We start from the raw sequence: 15,429 nt of genomic DNA, 5'->3' as shown, positions 1-15,429 counted from the left end.
CCTGCGGGTGCTTACTGCTCGTAGGTCCACGCTTGCCCTGTCTGGCGGTACTGCTCGACGGGGATTGGGCTAACGTCGGACAGCATGCGGGCGGTGTAGAGCATGCCGTCCAGGTGGTCGATCTCGTGATGGATCAGCCGGGCGAGTCCGCGTTCGTAGGAGTTGGTGGCCAATTGGCCGTCCAGCGTGGTGGTCTCCACAGTGATCCACAGCGGGCGGGGGACCATGCCGCGGACGTCGAAGAAGGAGAGGCAGCCTTCGAACTGCTCGTCAGTCTCGATGGAGCGGTCCGTGATACGGGGGTTGAGTAGGACGATCGCTGGCGCTCCGGGCTCGGCTGGCTGGACGATGGCTGCGGCCCGACCGATGCCGATCTGCGGTGCCGCGATCCCCATGCCCTTGGCGAAGGGATGGACCTGTCCGATGCGCTCCATCGCGGTGAAGAGCTTCTCGATGACCTGCTCGGCGGCTTCGCGCTCGGCCGGCAGGGCGAAGGAGCGGGCAGGTTCGGCGAGGACAGGGGCACCTTGCTGTACGACGCCGAGGTCACGCATCTGCTCGCTGGGCCGCACCTGGATCACCTGAACTCCCCTTGAGTAGTTTCGCATTCGGGTCTGCCCGGAATCGCCATTCCAGACGGTGCCGGGCATGGAGTGCTGGTGTGGACGTGCTCCAGGAGAAGACGCGCGTTCCGTCCCCCTCGCGCCGGCCCGGGGCGGTTCGCAGCGGTGCCGCCTCGGCGGTCATGGATGCTTCGGCGCCTCACACCGCAGGGTCGAGCTCGGCTGGTGTCCTGCGGCTCTTCCTGTGTCGTCCCTCCGCATGGCCGTCATGGACAGCTCGGCGAGGCGGGGAGCGAGGGTCACGTCGAGACGCTCGACCGGGTGCAGCAAGCCGCGTTCGCAGGTCTCTGCCGTCCACACCGTGTAGCCAGCTCGCGGGTAGGCCGTGTTAATGCCGATCTCGCCCTTCGGGATCGTGCCGTTGAACGGGGTCGGGATGCCTTCGGTGTTCCAGTAGGCCCACGCCTCAAGGGCCTTGGCCTGCTCCAAGGCGAGGTAGAGCTGTGGGTAGCGGTTGACGATGCGCATCTCGCGGAAGATGAGCTGGCCGAGCAGGTGCGGTGCGGTCGCGGCGAGGGCGTCGAAGTCTGCGTCGCGGAAGGTGAAGGACGCCGCGTTCTGGCTGGACGCGAGCGCCACGGTGGCGAACAGATGCGACAGGCGCCGCCTGGTGAAGCGGGCCACCCCCGGGGTCAGGCCAGCTTCGATCTGTCCGATGAGCCGGAGGAGGCGTTCGTGTCCCGGGTTGAAGCGGGAAAGGTCGAAGAGCTGGTCCATGCCCTGGACCGCCGAGAACGCCAGCTGCTTGTAGAGGCGGTTGTTCATCTCTCCGAGCTGGGCGTACGCCTTGGTCTCGGGGATCGTGGAGTGGAGCAGCAGGTACTCGGAAAGCACCTCGAAGTAGAGGTAGCCGAGGAAGGGGAAGGCCGGCACGGTGGCGGCGAGCTGGTCGATGAACTCAGCGTCCGGCGCTGGTGTTCCGGTGGCGTTGGCGAGGAGGGCATCGAGGAAGGGGGCCGCGGCCTGGACTCGCTGCAGGACGGTGTGGCGGAGCTGGATGTCTTCGTGCTCGGTGAGGAAACTGCGGTGGGTGAGGTAGGTCCGCAGGTGGATGGCTCCGAGTCGGAGGTAGTCGACGCCCTTGGGAGGGACGGGGGCGTCGGGGGTGATCTCGAAGACGAGGGTTCGGGTGTGCTTCTTGGTCTCCAGGAGGTAGGAGCCGAGGTTGTGGGGGCGCAGGCCGGAGGGTTCCGGGGTGAGGGGCGCGCAATAAAGGGCGGCGACCAGGCAGCCGGTGGAGGCGTATAGGTGGCCGCTCGCGCGGATAGCGTCGAGAGCCACCGTGGTGTGCATCAGGTGGATGGGGCGGCCGGAGGCCAGCGTCTCGGTCATGGCGTTTCCGCGAAGCAGCCAGCCGTTGGGGGTCGCGCATTCGAGGTGGGACCGCCAGTCGGCTTCGGTCTCGGTGAGACCGGAAGGGCCTGGACGGGTCGGGCTGGCGATGTGGTTGGTGTGGGCGTTTTCCCATTCGGCGTGCATAGGGTGGCCTCCTACTGCGCGGGGTTGAGGAGCTGGCTGGCGTGGATCAGTGCTCCGTGGTTGGTGGCGCCGTCGAGCCGGGACTGTTCGCTTCGGAGGACCAGGTCGAAGGCGACGGGGTGGAGCCATGTGGGGATGACGATGCGCAGGTGGGAGGGGTCAGGCCACCAGCGGTTGAGGGGAAGCCGGTAGCGGTCCAAGCAGTCAGCCGCCTTGAGTAGGTCGATCAGGTGGGGCGCGCGCTGGTAGGCGCGGTTCTGCTGCGGGGCGAAGTCCACGTACGGGACGTCGTGGAGGCCGATCGCGGTGGCTGCCTGCTGGGAGAGGCCAGGAGGAAGCTCCCGGCCGAGCATGCTGGTCACGGCGTGCTGGTTGCGTGTGAACCAGGACGCTGCCCGTCGGCCGTGCCCGGGATCGTCGCGGTCGTCGCGCCGCCGACAGTCGTGAACCGCAGCGGCGGCGCACAGCGCGGCCGTGTGATCGCGGTCGAGTCCGTACTCCTGGGCGAGGAGACCGGCGAGCAGGGAGACGCGAGCGTTGTGCCGGATGCCGTGGATGGAGTCGACGAGCTGAGGGTGCGCGAACCAGGTGACGGCCGGTACCAGCATGAGCGGCGGATGTGGCAGGGTGGGCGGCGCGGCTGAGGCTTCGGGCCGGTTCCTGGCGATCCAGGCGAGTGTGTCCTGGTCCATGACCTGATGGGCGGGAAGGCTCCGGTTCTCGGCGAGTTCGCGGAGCGACGCGGCACCCGGCTTCGGCGTTCGTGAGGTCATCTCTGGTTCCTCGAAGGGAAGAGGTTCGGTGGGCGTCAAGCTGGGCGTGGCGGTCCTGACCATGGGCACGCGGCCGAAGGAACTGGCCGAGCTGCTGGCCTCGGTGGAGATGCAGACGGTCAATGCCGCGAAGGTCGTGGTGGTCGGCAACGGGTGCGTACTGCCGGAACTGCCCGCCGGGGTGGAGGGCGTGGAGCTCGCGGACAACCTCGGGGTGACTGGCGGGCGGAACGTCGCGCTGGAGCACCTGCGGGACGTGGACGTGGTGATCGACCTGGACGACGACGGTCTGCTGGTCGCCGACGACGTCCTCGCCCGGATTACCGCCCTATACGAGGCCGACCCGCAGCTGGGCATCGTGAGCTTCCGGATCGCCGACGAGACCGGCCTCACCCAGCGGCGCCACGTCCCCCGGCTGCGGGCCGGCGACCCGATGCGTGGCGGTGAGGTGACCAGCTTCCTTGGCGGCGGCCACGCGCTGTCCTCGAAGATGCTGCAGCAGGTCGGCGACTGGCCGGAATCCTTCTTCTTCGCGCACGAGGAGACCGACATGGCCTGGCGGGCGCTGGATGCCGGCTGGCGGGTGCTGTACGTCCCTGAGCTGCTGCTCCAGCACCCGCGAACCAGCCCGACCCGGCACTCCTTCTTCTACCGGGTGAACGCGCGCAACCGCGTGTACCTGGCGCGCCGGCACTTGCCGGCCCTGCTGGTGCCGGTCTACCTCGGTGTGTGGATGGCGCTCACCATTGCCCGGACCCGGGACGTGGCTGGGTTGAAGGCGTGGTTCGCGGGCTTCGCCGAGGGCTGGCGCACACCGTGCGGACGGCGCAAGCCGATGCGCTGGCGCACGGTGTGGACCATGACCCGGCTGGGGCGGCCGCCGATCATCTAGGCGGCTGCCGCCTGGCGCATCCAGTCGGGGATGGCGGCGGGGGTGGCCTTCAGCCAGGCCACGTAGCGGGCGACTCCTTCCGCCAGCGTGATGCTCGGCCGCCAGCCCAGCAGCTCTTCCATCCGCTGGATGGAGGCGTATCCGCCCTCGGGGTCGCCGGGCGGCATGGGCGTCTCGACCAACGGCACGTCCGGGTAGTGGCTGCGGACGAGTTCGGCGACTTGCCGGATCGAAGTACCGGTTCCGGTGCCGATGTTGATGGTCTCGTCGTGCGCGCGAGGTGCGACCAGCGCCCACAGGGTGCCGGTGGCGATGTCGTCCACGTGGACCATGTCGCGGATCTGGTGGCCGCCGCCGTTGAGGTGCAGGGGCAGGCCCAGTGCGGCCCGCATGGCGAACCAGGCGACCACCCAGGAGTGGCTCCGCTCCTTGACGACCTGCGGTTCGCCGTAGACCGAGAAGTACCGCACCACGGCGTACGAGATGCCGGCGTCGCCGAGGACGGCGGCCGTTTGGTACTCGCCCCACGCCTTGCTGTTGCCGTACACCGACACCGGCTGGACCGCCGTGTCCTCGATGAACTGCGTGGGATGGCTGGTGTGTTCGCCGTTGCCGTAGACGCTGGCGGAGGAGACGAACACCATCCTGCGGACCCGGTCGGAGGCGGCGACGGCGTCCAGGACGCGCTGCGTGCCGGTGATGTTGGTGTCGATGGCGTCCAGCGGTCGGCGGGTGCAGGCCGCCACGTCGGCCAGGGCGGCGGCGTGGATCACGTAGTCGCAGCCGGAGATCACCTTGCGCATCAGGTCCGGCTCGGCGATGTCGCCGACGATGAAGTCCGGGTCGCTGGTGTCGATGCCGAACCGCTCGCGGTACACCTCGTGCGGGTAGGCGTCGAGCTTGCACACCGAGATGGGGCGGGCGCCGAGCTGGCGGAGCTGGGACGTGATGCGGCTGCCGATGAGACCACCGGCACCGGTGACCAGCACGGTCTTTCCTGAGAGCTGTTCGAGTGACAAGGGACGTTCTTCCTCTCATGCGCGGGGTGGGCGGTGCAGCAGGGACGTGCTGGTCGGCCCGGCGGCCTGCCGGCGACGGGCCGGGTCAGCCGTCGCGGTGCTGCGGGCAGCGGCAGGCGGGCCAGGGGGCCGAGGGGTGGTAGGCGTAGGCGTCGGGTTCCGATTCCACACTGATGACGCCGGAGTCGTCGTACCGGGTGCCGTCGGCCGCGAGCTTGAACGTACGGATGTACAGGCCCTGTCGACGGTCCTCGGGGAGCTTGAAATCCGGGGAGTTCGCGGTGCTCACGAGACCAAATCCCGGTGGTGCTTGCGGCGGCGACGGCCGGCAGCGAGCTGACGCAGGACCAGGGCACGTCGCCGGGCGCGTTCCCGGTTCGGGATGAAGATGACGGTCCGGTCGTCGGCCTGGATGTGGAGCTCGGCGCTGTTCACACGACGCTCCCCGAACGGATGCTCCTGGTCACGTCGCAGGGCCAGGGGCTCTCGCACCGGACGCACTCTCCGCTCTCGCTGCGGTGCTCGTCCAGCAGCATGCGCTTGCTGGTAGCCGAAGTGCTCTCCTGCGTCGGACTCGTGGACCGGCGCGGGACCGCCGGGTTGGGGTCCACCAGCGTGGAGGAGCTGTTGAGGCTCCAGGGGTGAGGTGTGCGGTCGGTAGTCGTCATCAGCGTCTCCGGGGTCGCGAGTTGGCGGGGCGGCCCTTGATGCCGATGTCTGGCTGGAGCCGCCGCAGGCCACCGCTCCGCAGGCTGCCAGGTGCCGAATCGGCTCCACCCTGCACAGTGGCATGCAGTTAGTGAACCGCCCAATCGCTACTGGGAGTACGGTGTTGGGCACGCAATGCGGTTTAAGCGGTTTAACGGCCCGTGAGGGAGGTGCCCATTGGCGTCGACGAGGGAGCCGAACGAACGGCTGCGGGCGGCCATCGGGGAGACGAAGCTCTCCGGCGATGCGATCGCGCGCCTGGTCAGGCGGGTGGCGGCCGAGCACGGCGAGCTCTTGGAGACCAACAAGTCGAGCATCACGCACTGGAAGAACGGCGGTCAGCCGGCTGGGAACGTCGGTGCCTTCCTGGCCGAGGCGTTAGGTCGCGCGCTCGGTGGACGGGTCGTGACGCTGGAGGAGATCGGCCTGATCGCGCCCGCCCCCCAAATTCCCGACTGGGACGCGGATACGCTGAGCGCGCTGGCCGAACTCGGGAGAACCGACGTGGACGTGGAACGCAGGCGGGCCCTGGGGGTGGCGGTCTACTCGGTGGCCGCACTCTCCCTGCCCGGCGAAGACTGGTGGCAGCGCATGGCCGAGCGGGGCAGTGCGCGCAGTTCAGCCGCGACGCGGCGGGTCGGCCCTGGCGACCTGGCAGCCGTCCGCGACATGACCACCCTGTTCTCGCAGGTCGATCAGCGGCGGGGCGGTGGCCACGCCTGGACATCCGTGGTGCAGTACCTGGCGACCGACGTCACCGCCTACCTGCGGGGGAAGTTCACCGACGAGCGTGTCCGTCGTGATCTCTTCTCCGCCGCCAGTGAACTTGCCTACCTGGCTGGCTGGATGGCGTTCGATGGCGGCCAGCATGCGACAGCGCAGCGGTACTTCGCCGAAGCCGTGAAGCTCGCGGCCGAGGCCGGCGATCCGCCGATGGCCGCTCACGTGCTGCGGGCGATGGCGCACCAGGCCATCGACCTCGGACACCACCAGCAGGCACTCAATCTCGCTGCCGCCTCCGTCGACGGCGACCGGTATGCGCTCGCCTCCCCACGGGAGCAGGCTCTCCTCGGCGTCGTCCACGCCCGGAGCCTTGCCTCCGCCGGCCGCAAGAACGCCGCCGCCAAGGCGCTGCTGCGGGCCGAAGACGACCTGTCCGCCGCGAGCGACGACATCGCTGAGCCGGACCGGGTCTTCTTCTTCGGTGAGGCGAGCCTGGCCCACGAGACCGCGTGCGCCCTGCGCGACATAGGAGACCTTGACGGTTCGGTGCGCGAGTTCCACCACAGCGTCCGCACCCGCAAGGCGACGAAGTTCACCCGCACTCACGCGGTGACGCTGGGATATCTCGGCTCCGTGTACGCGCAGATGAACAACATCGACCGGGCCTGCGCCACCTGGTCGCAGGCGCTCGACGCGATGGACGGCGTGCGGTCCGGCCGCACCCGCCAGGCCGCCGCCGACATGCGTACCCTGCTCTCCCCTTACCGACGTCGCGGTACCGCGGCGATCAGTGAGATCGACGCCCGCGCCGCCGCGTACTTGTCCGAAACAGCCTGATGAGGAGTCACTGATGGCAGACCATGAGACGTTTGAGGTCGAGGCCCTCGGCCACGTGGTCGGTGGACGGATTGAACCGACCGACGACTTCTGGGGCGGTACCCGGGCGATCATCCGGCTGGATGGATCCCTCTTCACCGCCGACGCGACCAAGGGGCTTGAGGACTTCTCGCACCTGGAGATCGTCTTCCGTTTCCACCTCACCGACCCGACCGACCTGAACCTCGGAGCCCGCCGGCCTCGGGACAACCCGGAGTGGCCGGAGGTCGGGATCTTCGGGCACCGCAACATGCGGCGCCTGAACTGGCTCGGGGTCTCACGCTGTCGCCTGCTCAAGGTCGACGGCCTGGACCTCCACGTCGAAGACCTCGACGCCGTCGACGGCACGCCGGTCCTGGACGTGAAGCCGTGGTTCGGTGAGATGGGACCTCGCGGAGAGCAACACCAGGCGGAATGGACGACTGTCATGCTCCGCGACTACTTCGCGCCCACGGCCAATGACTGACGGACTCTGACTGTCCGAGAGCGAGCGGCGATGGCTCTGTGCCTACGCGCTGCCGCTGGTTCCGGGTTAGCCCTCGCACCCCTGGGCGAGGGCGAGAGCGTTGGGTGGCCCGTTGGGATATCCAATGCGACAACTTGCTCCGCCAGGAGCGGGGCGGGGTAAGGAGTCCTTACCCCATAACTTGCTCCGGCTTCCGGCGGTCTGAGTCAGGATTCGGATCAAGGCGATCTCTTGTTGCTGGGTCTACCTGGTTACAGCGGGCGGCGGCTTGGAGTCTCCTCGGAGGTGGGACGTTCACGGTAGGGCGTACACGCGAGCCCCCTTCTAAAGGGGGGCTCGCGCGTGAACGCTGGGTCGCGTGGACGGCGTGTACGCCTCCGTGATCGCTCTACCTGCGGTTTCTTTGCTCCGCGTGGACGGTGTGAACGGCTCTCGCTGGGCCCTTCGCGGTAGGGGCGCGTGTACGGCCCCGTGAACGATCCGCACCCGGTTGTCGGTGCCTGGTTGGGCTGGTGATCCGCCCACTGACCGGCTGCCCGGTGGTCTTGGTGGGTGCCGTCCGTTGGTCGTTCGACGGGCCGGTCAGCAGGCGGGCTGCTGGCCTGCGTGGCACTCTGGTCAGTTCGGCCGGTCGGACTGACCGGCTGACCGGAACCCCGGTCACTGGGGTCGGTCAGTACGACGGACTGACCGGGAGCGCGGTCACTGCGTTGCCCCGGTCAGTCCGGTCACCGTGGTGGTGGTTACGAGACAGCGGTGATGTGCCGGGCGGAGGGGCGGTAGCGGGCCTGCTGGCCGCCTCCGGCGCCTCCGGTGGTGCCGTCCGTCTTGACCGCGAGTCCGGTCTTGACGAGGCGGTCGAGGTGGCGGCGGGCCTTCTCGATGTCGGCGCGGTCGGGGTTGGTCTCGCCGGTCAAGGCGGTCGCCAGGTCACGGGTGGTCAGGCCGTCCGGGGCGGCGCGCAGGAGGGTGACCGGGTCGAGGGTGGGCTCGACGTAGGTGGTGCCGCGCTGGTGATCGTGGACGACCGGCAGCGGACCGATCTCGCCGGTCACGGTCTTGAGGTGGTGGATGGTGACCGCCGGGTCGCCGGCCTCTCCGGCGATGAACAGGACGCTGCCCGCTCCGGCGGTCAGCCAGGTCGAGCCGTACACCCGGTCCAGGGTCGGTCGCATCCCGCGTGGCGCGTCGGCGGCGGCCTTGCGTTGGTGGTGGAGCTCCATGATCTCCACGCCCGCGCGCAGGGCGCGCATGCGGGCGTTGTTGAAAGCGACAGCCAGGGAGTCGTCGACGAGGGTGCTGACCGCGTCCTTGAGGCTGTCGATGACGATGGTGTCGGCGCGGTGGGCGGCGGCGAGTTCGGCGAGGAGGTCGGGTTCCTTGTCGAGGGTGGAGGGAAGCGGGCCCTGCCACACGGCGAGCCGGTCACGCAGGTGCGCCTCGTCAGCGGGGGTGATGCGGCGGGCCATGGCGCGGGCGATCTGCTGGGGGCGGTCCATGGCGAGGTAGAGGACGCGTTCTCCCTGGGCGACGGGCAGGTCGAGGACGGAGGCTTGCAGGCCGAGGCGGGCGAGGACGACCTGGTGGGCGAGGGTGGTCTTGCCGACGCCGGGTGCGCCGACGATCATCAGGCTTTCGCCGGAGGCCCAGGCGGTCTGTTCGCGGGTGCCCCACAGGGGTTCCTTGTCCGCGCCGGTCTTGGTGACGAAGTCCCAGCCGTTGACGATGTAGCGGGACAGGCGGCTGCTGCCAGAGGCCAGGGCGCGTTCACGTTCGGCACGGATCTCCGTCTCGATGGCCGTGCGGATCTCGTCCGGGTCGGCTCCCGGGGTCAGCACGTGGTGGACGGTGCGGATGCCGGTCGTGTGCAGGGTCCGCAGTTGGGCGTCGCGGCGCACGATCTGCGCGTAGTAGTCGGCGTTGTCCGTCGAGGGCGGCGCGACGGCGACCAGCGTGTGGAGGTAGGACGAGCCCCCGACGCGGGAGAGATCTCCCTTGCTCTGCAGGTGGTCCGCGAGGGCGATGGGGTCGGTCGGGGCGTCCTCTGCGCGCAGGGCGAGGATCGCGCGCCAGATGGTCTCGTGGGCGGGCCGGTAGAAGTCGCCCGCGTCCAGCGTCCCCCGGACCTGATCAACCGCCTGGTGCTTCAGCATGCACGCGCCGAGGACCGCCTGTTCGGCGTCGATGTTGTGCGGCGGTTCCCCGGAAGTGGTGTCGACGAGCGCGGGGTGGGGCTCCGACGCGCGGTGTTCCCGTCGCCGGTCGTGGGATGACGGGCCTGGCGGCGGGGCCGTAGGCTTGTCCACAGCGGTGTCCTCACTCGGAGGATTCGGGCGGCTACCCGGTTCCTCCGTTGTCGACTGTTCCAGGGATGGGCGGTTTTCGAGGTTCTGCGTTTGGCCTCCGGCGTTCGTAGCGTCGGGGGCCTTTTTCGTTGTCCTGCCGGTGACTGGCCCGGCTCGCCGATGCGGTTCGGCTCAGTTGCGTTTCATCTTGCATCACGTTAACGTCGTGCTCGACGCATTGCAAATGGGCTTGATGACGATGCATGGAGGGTTGACTATGGCTGACGAGGACCGGCAACAACGGCTGGAGGGGGAGGAGAACGTCGCGCGGCGCATCAAGATGGAGCGCGAGGCGCGCGGGTGGAGTACAGCCACGCTCGCCGAGCGCCTGACCGAGGCCGGCTACCCGCTCAACCAGTCGGCGGTGTGGCGCATCGAGAGCGGCGAACCACGTCGCAGGGTCAACCTGGACGAGGCCATCGGCTTCGCCAAAGTCTTCGACATCTCCCTGGACAACCTGGTCGGACCACCCGAGATCGCCGCGAACGCCCACGTGAAACGGCTGCTGGCCGAGTTTGCCGAGAGCTGGCAGAAGTCCGTGGCCGCCCGCAAGGACATGGACCGGGCCCGTGAGGCGCTCGACGCCTACGGCCGCGCCCACCCGAATCTCGAAGAGCTCATCAGAGCGATGATCACCCGAGTCGTGGCGGACGCGGCCGGTGACGACTACCGCTCGCCGAGGTTCCCGTCCGGCTCGCCCGAGGCGGAGGGTCTCGGCGACCCGGGAACCGAGGCATAGCCAGAGCATCCGAGGGCATCTGTTGCACTCCGCTGGTTCCGCATGTCAGCCCCCGTCGCCGATCCGATGATGACCGGCATCATGCCGGGCGTCCGACGGTTTGGTGCGGCCGGAATCTCCGGCTAACGTCCCGTCCCGCCGGTCCGACCACGGGCTTCGCCAGCCCGTGAACCCTCGACCAGCCATGCCCTCCGCAGCCCCTCGGCGCTACGAACGCCGGGGGGCGTCATGCGGCCCCGAATAACCCAATCGCCCGTCCCTGGAACATCGACAACGGCGGCGCATAGCCGAAAGCGCCGTCGGGATAGGACACCCATGTCCGAAATGCCATTCGAGCTCTCCCGAGTGGCCCACGCCCTCGGTACCACCGAGGGCGTGCTCCTCCGCCTGATCGCTGATCAGGACGGCCCCGAAGCTGACCCGACGCTGGTCGCACTCACCGTCGAAGAGGCTGCCCGTCTGCTCGGTATCGGGCGCACGAAGATGTACGAGTTCGTCGTCTCCGGCGAGATCCCCTCCGTGAAGATTGGCAGCCTCCGCCGGATACCTGCTGAGGCGGTTGGCGCGTTCCTCGCCAAGCGCCTCAGCGCTGCCGACCTCGCCACTGCGGCCTGAGGAACGCGAAGATGGCAACCTCACGTCAGCCCAACGGTGCATCGTCCATCTACCAGGCCAAGGACGGTCGTTGGCACGGCTACGTCACTGTCGGCGTCAAAGACGACGGTCGTCCTGACCGCCGCCACGTCACCCGCAAGACCCGGGCCGACGTCACCAAGGCGGTTCGCGAGCTGGAACGGCAGCGCGACTCCGGCGCGGTGCGGAAGGCTGGCCAGACATGGACGGTCAAGACCTGGCTCACCCACTGGGTCGAGAACATCGCTGCTCCGTACGTCTCCGAGAACACGATCGACGGCTACCGCGTCGCCGTGTACCACCACCTCATCCCCGGCCTCGGCGCTCACCGCTTGGAGAAGTTGGAGCCGGAGCACCTGGAGCGCTTATACAAGAAGATGCGGGACAGCGGCAGCGCCGCCGGCACCGCGCACCAGGTCCACCGCACGGTGCGAGCGGCGCTCAACGAGGCGAAGCGCCGTCGGCATATCACCGAGAACCCGGCGACGGTCGCCAAGGCCCCGCGATTGGAGGAAGAGGAAGTCGAGCCGTACTCGGTTGAGGAGGTGCAGCGGCTTCTCCTCGAAGCCGAGCGGCAGCGGAACACCGCCCGTTGGGTGATTGCCCTGGCCCTCGGCCTGCGGCAAGGCGAGGTGCTGGGCCTGCAATGGACCGACGTCGACTTCGAAGCCAGCGTCATCCGCGTGCGGCGTGGACGGTTGCGGCCCCGCTACCAGCATGGTTGCGGTGATCGATGCGGGCGCAAGCCGGGCTATTGCCCGCAGAAGATCAGCGTCCGTCGCGAGACCAAGGACACCAAGTCCCGGGCGGGCAGGCGCCCGATCGGTGTCCCCGACGAGCTGATGAACCTGCTTGCGCGGCACAAGGTTGAGCAGGACCGCGAACGGCGGCTTGCCCGCGACCTGTGGGAGGAGAAGGGGTACGTCTTCACCTCTCCGACCGGCCAGCCGCTGAACCCCAACACCGACTACCACCGGTGGAAGGACCTGCTGAAGGCGGCGAATGTTCGCGATGGTCGGCTCCACGATGCCCGCCACACTGCCGCGACCGTCCTGCTGATCCTGGGCGTTCCGGATGCGGTGGTCGACGCGATCATGGGGTGGGAACCTGGCAAGTCCGCTCGGATGCGCCGGCGGTACCAGCACCTGACGGGTCCTGTCCTCAAGGACACTGCCGACAAGATCGGCGGACTGCTCTGGGGGACGACTTCAGACTGATTCGCGCGCCCGTGAGGGCGAGGGCACGGCTGTCTGGCTGTGCTCTCGCCCTCACTTGCAGGGTCCAGCGGGTCACGCTGCTGAGCTGCAGACTTCATGCAGGCTCACCGCCTAAGAAGCCGCGGGCGGTTACTCACTCATCATCAATGAGGCAGGGTAGTAGCAACTGCCTGTGTCATTAGCGTGACGCTTCTTGCGCCCCAGCAGTTCGTCGAGTGTGATGAACCCGTCCAAGACTGCAAAGAGGTCGACGCCCTCCAGCGTGATGAAGCATGTCCCGTTGGCGTAGCGTGCCTTGGCACCCTGCGTGAACCCATTGTCGGCGGCCGTGGCAAAGTCCAGGTGTGTGGCCAGCCGGGTCCAGGCTGATGGCCACCGGAATTCCAGGTGGATGGCCGTCTGACCTGTGGTGTTCCTGATCGCTTCCTTATCGAAGGAGACCCCTCCGTCCGGTTTGCTGGTGTTTGCGAAGCATCAGCGAACCGGTCGGAGAGGTCCTGTGACGAAGTCTGACAGAGAGATCATGGAAATCCTTGAGGCGTACGACCTGACCGGGACGGTCTGGTCGGCGGCGAGCTTGGCGGGGCACGACCCGAAGACGGTCAAGCGGTATGTCGAGGCCCGCGACGGCGGGCGCAATCCTTATGAGCGAGAGCCGCGGCCGAAGATGATCGACGCGTTCCTGGAGAAGGTCGAGGAGTGGGTCGAGCAGTCGAAGGCGACGATCCGCGCCGATGTGGTCCACGAGAAGCTCGTGAAGATGGGCTACCGGGGAAGTGCGCGCTCGACGAGGCGGGCGGTGAACGCGGCGAAGACCGCGTGGAAGACGGGCAAGCGCCGGACGTACCGACCCTGGATTCCCGAGCCGGGCCGGTGGCTGCAGTTCGACTGGGGCGAGGGGCCGCGGATCGGCGGCCGGCGGACCTGGCTGTTCTGCGCGTGGCTGTCCTGGTCGCGGTTCCGGGTCGTGATCCCGGTCTGGGACTGCACGTTGGGCACGCTGGTGGCCTGCCTGGACACCGCGTTGCGGCGGATTGGCGGGGCGCCGACGTATGTACTGACGGACAACGCGAAGACGGTCACCGTCGAGCACATCGCCGGGATCCCGGTACGTCATCCACAGATGGTCGCCGCGGGTCGGCATTACGGCTGCCAGGTGGTCAGTTGCGTGCCCTACGACCCCGAGTCGAAGGGCGGCGCGGAGGCCACGGTCCGTATCGCGAAGGCCGACCTGGTGCCCACGGATGCGAACCTGTTGCCCGCCTACGACTCCTTCGCCGAGCTCACCGATGCCTGCCGCACCTGGTGCGAGCAGGTGAACTCCCGTCGTCACCGGGCGACCGGGCAGATACCCGCGAGCCGCCTGGACGTGGAGCGCACCACCCTGCACGTCCTGCCCATCGAGCCGCTCGCGCTCGCGCTGGGCGAGGAGAGGCTGGTCGGCTCGGACCGCACGATCAGCTTCAACTCGGTGCGCTACTCGACCCCGCCGGGCTATACCGGCGCGAGGGTGTGGTGCCGGGTCGTCGGCGAGGAACTCTCCATCACCGCCCGCACCGAATCCGGGGACCTGTCGGAGATCTGGCGCCACCAGCTGTCCACCCCGGGTGTTCCGCAGATCATCGACGCGCACTATCCCGACCACCCGGACGGCCGCAGCGTTCACCAGCCGCGGCTGCGGCCGCGCTCGGAGGCGGAGATCGCGTTCGTGGGCATCGGGCCCGGGGCCGGGCGCTGGCTCAAGGAGGCCGGACCCGCCGGCGCGATCCGCATCCGCGCCAAGATGGCCCGCGCGGTCGAGCTGGCCACTGTCCTGGGCAACGACAAAGTCGACCAGGCCCTCGGTCTGGCGGCCACGGCCGGGCGCTTCGCCGACGACGACCTGCTCTCGATCCTGGGACACATCGCGGACAGCAAGCCCGCCGGCGAGGTCGTGCGCGCGGACGAGGCCCACTCCGTCCAGAACGGAACCATCGGCTGGCAGGCCCTGGGCCGCTGAGCCAACACGCCGCCCACCACAGCATTCTGACTGCACGTCACCCAAGAGAACGGCACCCCCATGAGCTTTCCCAGCCCGCCCGCCATCCCCGAGGAACTCGACAAACTCATGCGCCGCATGCGCCTGCCCTACATGCGCAAAGCGGCCCCGGACGTCCTGGCCACCGCCCGAGCCCAGCGTTGGGACCCCGCCGAGGTCCTGCGGCTGCTGATAGCCGAGGAGGTCACCGGCCGCGACGCGGCCACCCGGCGCCTTCGCCGCCACTCGGCGAACTTCCCCACCGGCAAAACCCTGGGCTCCTGGCGGGCCGAGGACTCCACCATCCCCGAACCCACCCAGAACTCCCTGATCACCCTGGAGTGGATCGGCCGCGCCGAGAATTTGGTGATCGCCGGCCCGTCGGGGACGGGCAAGAGCCACTTCACCGAGGGCCTGGCCCAGGCCGCGATCGAGAAGGACCTGCGGGTGTCCTGGTTCACCCTGGAGACGCTGAGCGCCGCGATCGGGAAGTCGAAGGTCGACGGGTCCACCGCCCGGACCGTCGCCCGGATCTGCCGCGCGGACCTCATCGTCATCGACGACATCGGCCTGCTGCCGGTCGGCGAGGACGCCGCCGAGGCGTTCTACCGGATCATCGACGCTGCCTACGAACGCCGGTCCATCGCGGTGACCAGCAACATTCACCCCTCAGGCTTCGACACGATCATGCCCAAGACTCTCGCCGGCGCCAGCACCGACCGCCTCATGCACCACGCTCACCTCGTGACCACCACTGGCGACTCACACCGCCTCGCCGAGGCCCTCGCCGGGAAGGGAGTGGTCCCCTTGAACTGACCCCCACCCCAGGAACACCACTGGCCACCCACCTGGGCATCTGATGGCCACCAGCCTGGACACCCAACGGCCACCCACCTGGGCATCTCAATGGCCGTTGACA

The 15,429-nt window shown here is 68.6% G+C and carries 16 protein-coding genes; 8 read left to right on the top strand and 8 right to left on the bottom strand.

Annotated features, from left to right (window positions below):
* Positions 1–11: 11 nt before the first annotated feature.
* The 3 genes from AC060L_RS33010 to AC060L_RS33000 all read right to left on the bottom strand — a co-directional run bounded on the left by AC060L_RS33010 (position 12) and on the right by AC060L_RS33000 (position 2,914).
* The gene (locus tag AC060L_RS33010) at positions 12–650 is read right to left on the bottom strand and encodes a peptide deformylase (protein ID WP_483802660.1); all 639 of its coding nucleotides are present in this window, start codon (positions 648–650) and stop codon (positions 12–14) included.
* 93 nt (positions 651–743) lie between these two features.
* Positions 744–2,102: a hypothetical protein gene (locus AC060L_RS33005; protein WP_483802659.1), complete on the bottom strand. Its 1,359-nt coding sequence runs from the start codon at positions 2,100–2,102 to the stop codon at positions 744–746.
* 11 nt (positions 2,103–2,113) lie between these two features.
* Positions 2,114–2,914 (bottom strand): hypothetical protein, encoded by an 801-nt coding sequence (locus AC060L_RS33000; RefSeq protein WP_483802658.1) that lies wholly within the window; start codon positions 2,912–2,914, stop codon positions 2,114–2,116.
* A gap of 22 nt (positions 2,915–2,936) precedes the next feature.
* On the opposite strand from AC060L_RS33000, the gene AC060L_RS32995 reads away from it, so the two are divergent.
* The gene (locus AC060L_RS32995; protein ID WP_483802704.1) at positions 2,937–3,767 is read left to right on the top strand and encodes a glycosyltransferase family 2 protein; all 831 of its coding nucleotides are present in this window, start codon (positions 2,937–2,939) and stop codon (positions 3,765–3,767) included.
* Here the strand turns inward: AC060L_RS32995 and AC060L_RS32990 are convergent.
* The 4 genes from AC060L_RS32990 to AC060L_RS32975 form a co-directional block, all read right to left on the bottom strand.
* Entirely contained in the window at positions 3,764–4,786 is a 1,023-nt protein-coding gene (locus AC060L_RS32990) for an NAD-dependent epimerase/dehydratase family protein (protein ID WP_483802657.1), read from the bottom strand. The genes AC060L_RS32995 and AC060L_RS32990 overlap by 4 nt on opposite strands.
* A gap of 85 nt (positions 4,787–4,871) precedes the next feature.
* Positions 4,872–5,075 (bottom strand): hypothetical protein, encoded by a 204-nt coding sequence (locus tag AC060L_RS32985; RefSeq protein ID WP_483802656.1) that lies wholly within the window; start codon positions 5,073–5,075, stop codon positions 4,872–4,874.
* Positions 5,072–5,221, bottom strand: coding sequence for a hypothetical protein (locus AC060L_RS32980; protein ID WP_483802655.1), 150 nt, complete (start codon positions 5,219–5,221; stop codon positions 5,072–5,074). Before AC060L_RS32980 ends, AC060L_RS32985 begins: the two co-directional genes overlap by 4 nt.
* Complete coding sequence (locus AC060L_RS32975; RefSeq protein ID WP_483802654.1) at positions 5,218–5,454, bottom strand: hypothetical protein; 237 nt, start codon at positions 5,452–5,454, stop codon at positions 5,218–5,220. Before AC060L_RS32975 ends, AC060L_RS32980 begins: the two co-directional genes overlap by 4 nt.
* A gap of 217 nt (positions 5,455–5,671) precedes the next feature.
* On the opposite strand from AC060L_RS32975, the gene AC060L_RS32970 reads away from it, so the two are divergent.
* Positions 5,672–7,054, top strand: a complete 1,383-nt coding sequence (locus tag AC060L_RS32970) for an NsdA family TPR-like regulatory protein (protein WP_483802653.1) — start codon at positions 5,672–5,674, stop codon at positions 7,052–7,054.
* Between the two features lie 13 nt (positions 7,055–7,067).
* Positions 7,068–7,559, top strand: coding sequence for a TrmO family methyltransferase domain-containing protein (locus AC060L_RS32965; RefSeq protein ID WP_483802652.1), 492 nt, complete (start codon positions 7,068–7,070; stop codon positions 7,557–7,559).
* Between the two features lie 743 nt (positions 7,560–8,302).
* On the opposite strand, the gene AC060L_RS32960 is transcribed toward AC060L_RS32965, so the two are convergent.
* Complete coding sequence (locus AC060L_RS32960; RefSeq protein ID WP_483802651.1) at positions 8,303–9,865, bottom strand: DnaB-like helicase N-terminal domain-containing protein; 1,563 nt, start codon at positions 9,863–9,865, stop codon at positions 8,303–8,305.
* A 205-nt stretch (positions 9,866–10,070) separates the two neighbouring features.
* Here AC060L_RS32960 and AC060L_RS32955 point away from each other — a divergent pair, with 205 nt between their 5' ends.
* From AC060L_RS32955 to istB, 5 genes are all read left to right on the top strand, one after another.
* On the top strand, positions 10,071–10,643 hold the full coding sequence (locus AC060L_RS32955) for a helix-turn-helix domain-containing protein (RefSeq protein WP_483802650.1): 573 nt from the start codon (positions 10,071–10,073) through the stop codon (positions 10,641–10,643).
* Between the two features lie 315 nt (positions 10,644–10,958).
* Positions 10,959–11,258 carry a helix-turn-helix domain-containing protein gene (locus tag AC060L_RS32950; RefSeq protein WP_483802649.1) on the top strand — a complete coding sequence of 100 codons (300 nt, stop codon included), beginning with the start codon at positions 10,959–10,961 and terminating at the stop codon, positions 11,256–11,258.
* An 11-nt stretch (positions 11,259–11,269) separates the two neighbouring features.
* Complete coding sequence (locus AC060L_RS32945; protein WP_483802648.1) at positions 11,270–12,493, top strand: tyrosine-type recombinase/integrase; 1,224 nt, start codon at positions 11,270–11,272, stop codon at positions 12,491–12,493.
* 523 nt (positions 12,494–13,016) lie between these two features.
* Positions 13,017–14,492: an IS21 family transposase gene (gene istA / locus AC060L_RS32940; protein ID WP_483799923.1), complete on the top strand. Its 1,476-nt coding sequence runs from the start codon at positions 13,017–13,019 to the stop codon at positions 14,490–14,492.
* A gap of 60 nt (positions 14,493–14,552) precedes the next feature.
* Complete coding sequence (istB, locus tag AC060L_RS32935; RefSeq protein ID WP_483799922.1) at positions 14,553–15,326, top strand: IS21-like element helper ATPase IstB; 774 nt, start codon at positions 14,553–14,555, stop codon at positions 15,324–15,326.
* Positions 15,327–15,429: the final 103 nt, after the last annotated feature.

Source organism: Kitasatospora sp. NEAU-69 (assembly GCF_057158765.1).
Note: the sequence above shows the minus strand (reverse complement) of the source record. Positions and strands in the feature narration are given on the sequence as shown.

Coding starts and splice junctions, on each gene's coding strand:
- AC060L_RS33010 (WP_483802660.1), bottom strand. CDS start 650: ATGCCCGGCACCGTCTGGAATGGCGATTCCGGGCAGACCCGAATGCGA.
- AC060L_RS33005 (WP_483802659.1), bottom strand. CDS start 2,102: ATGCACGCCGAATGGGAAAACGCCCACACCAACCACATCGCCAGCCCG.
- AC060L_RS32995 (WP_483802704.1), top strand. CDS start 2,937: ATGGGCACGCGGCCGAAGGAACTGGCCGAGCTGCTGGCCTCGGTGGAG.
- AC060L_RS32975 (WP_483802654.1), bottom strand. CDS start 5,454: ATGACGACTACCGACCGCACACCTCACCCCTGGAGCCTCAACAGCTCC.
- AC060L_RS32965 (WP_483802652.1), top strand. CDS start 7,068: ATGGCAGACCATGAGACGTTTGAGGTCGAGGCCCTCGGCCACGTGGTC.
- AC060L_RS32950 (WP_483802649.1), top strand. CDS start 10,959: ATGTCCGAAATGCCATTCGAGCTCTCCCGAGTGGCCCACGCCCTCGGT.
- AC060L_RS32945 (WP_483802648.1), top strand. CDS start 11,270: ATGGCAACCTCACGTCAGCCCAACGGTGCATCGTCCATCTACCAGGCC.
- istA (WP_483799923.1), top strand. CDS start 13,017: ATGGAAATCCTTGAGGCGTACGACCTGACCGGGACGGTCTGGTCGGCG.
- istB (WP_483799922.1), top strand. CDS start 14,553: ATGAGCTTTCCCAGCCCGCCCGCCATCCCCGAGGAACTCGACAAACTC.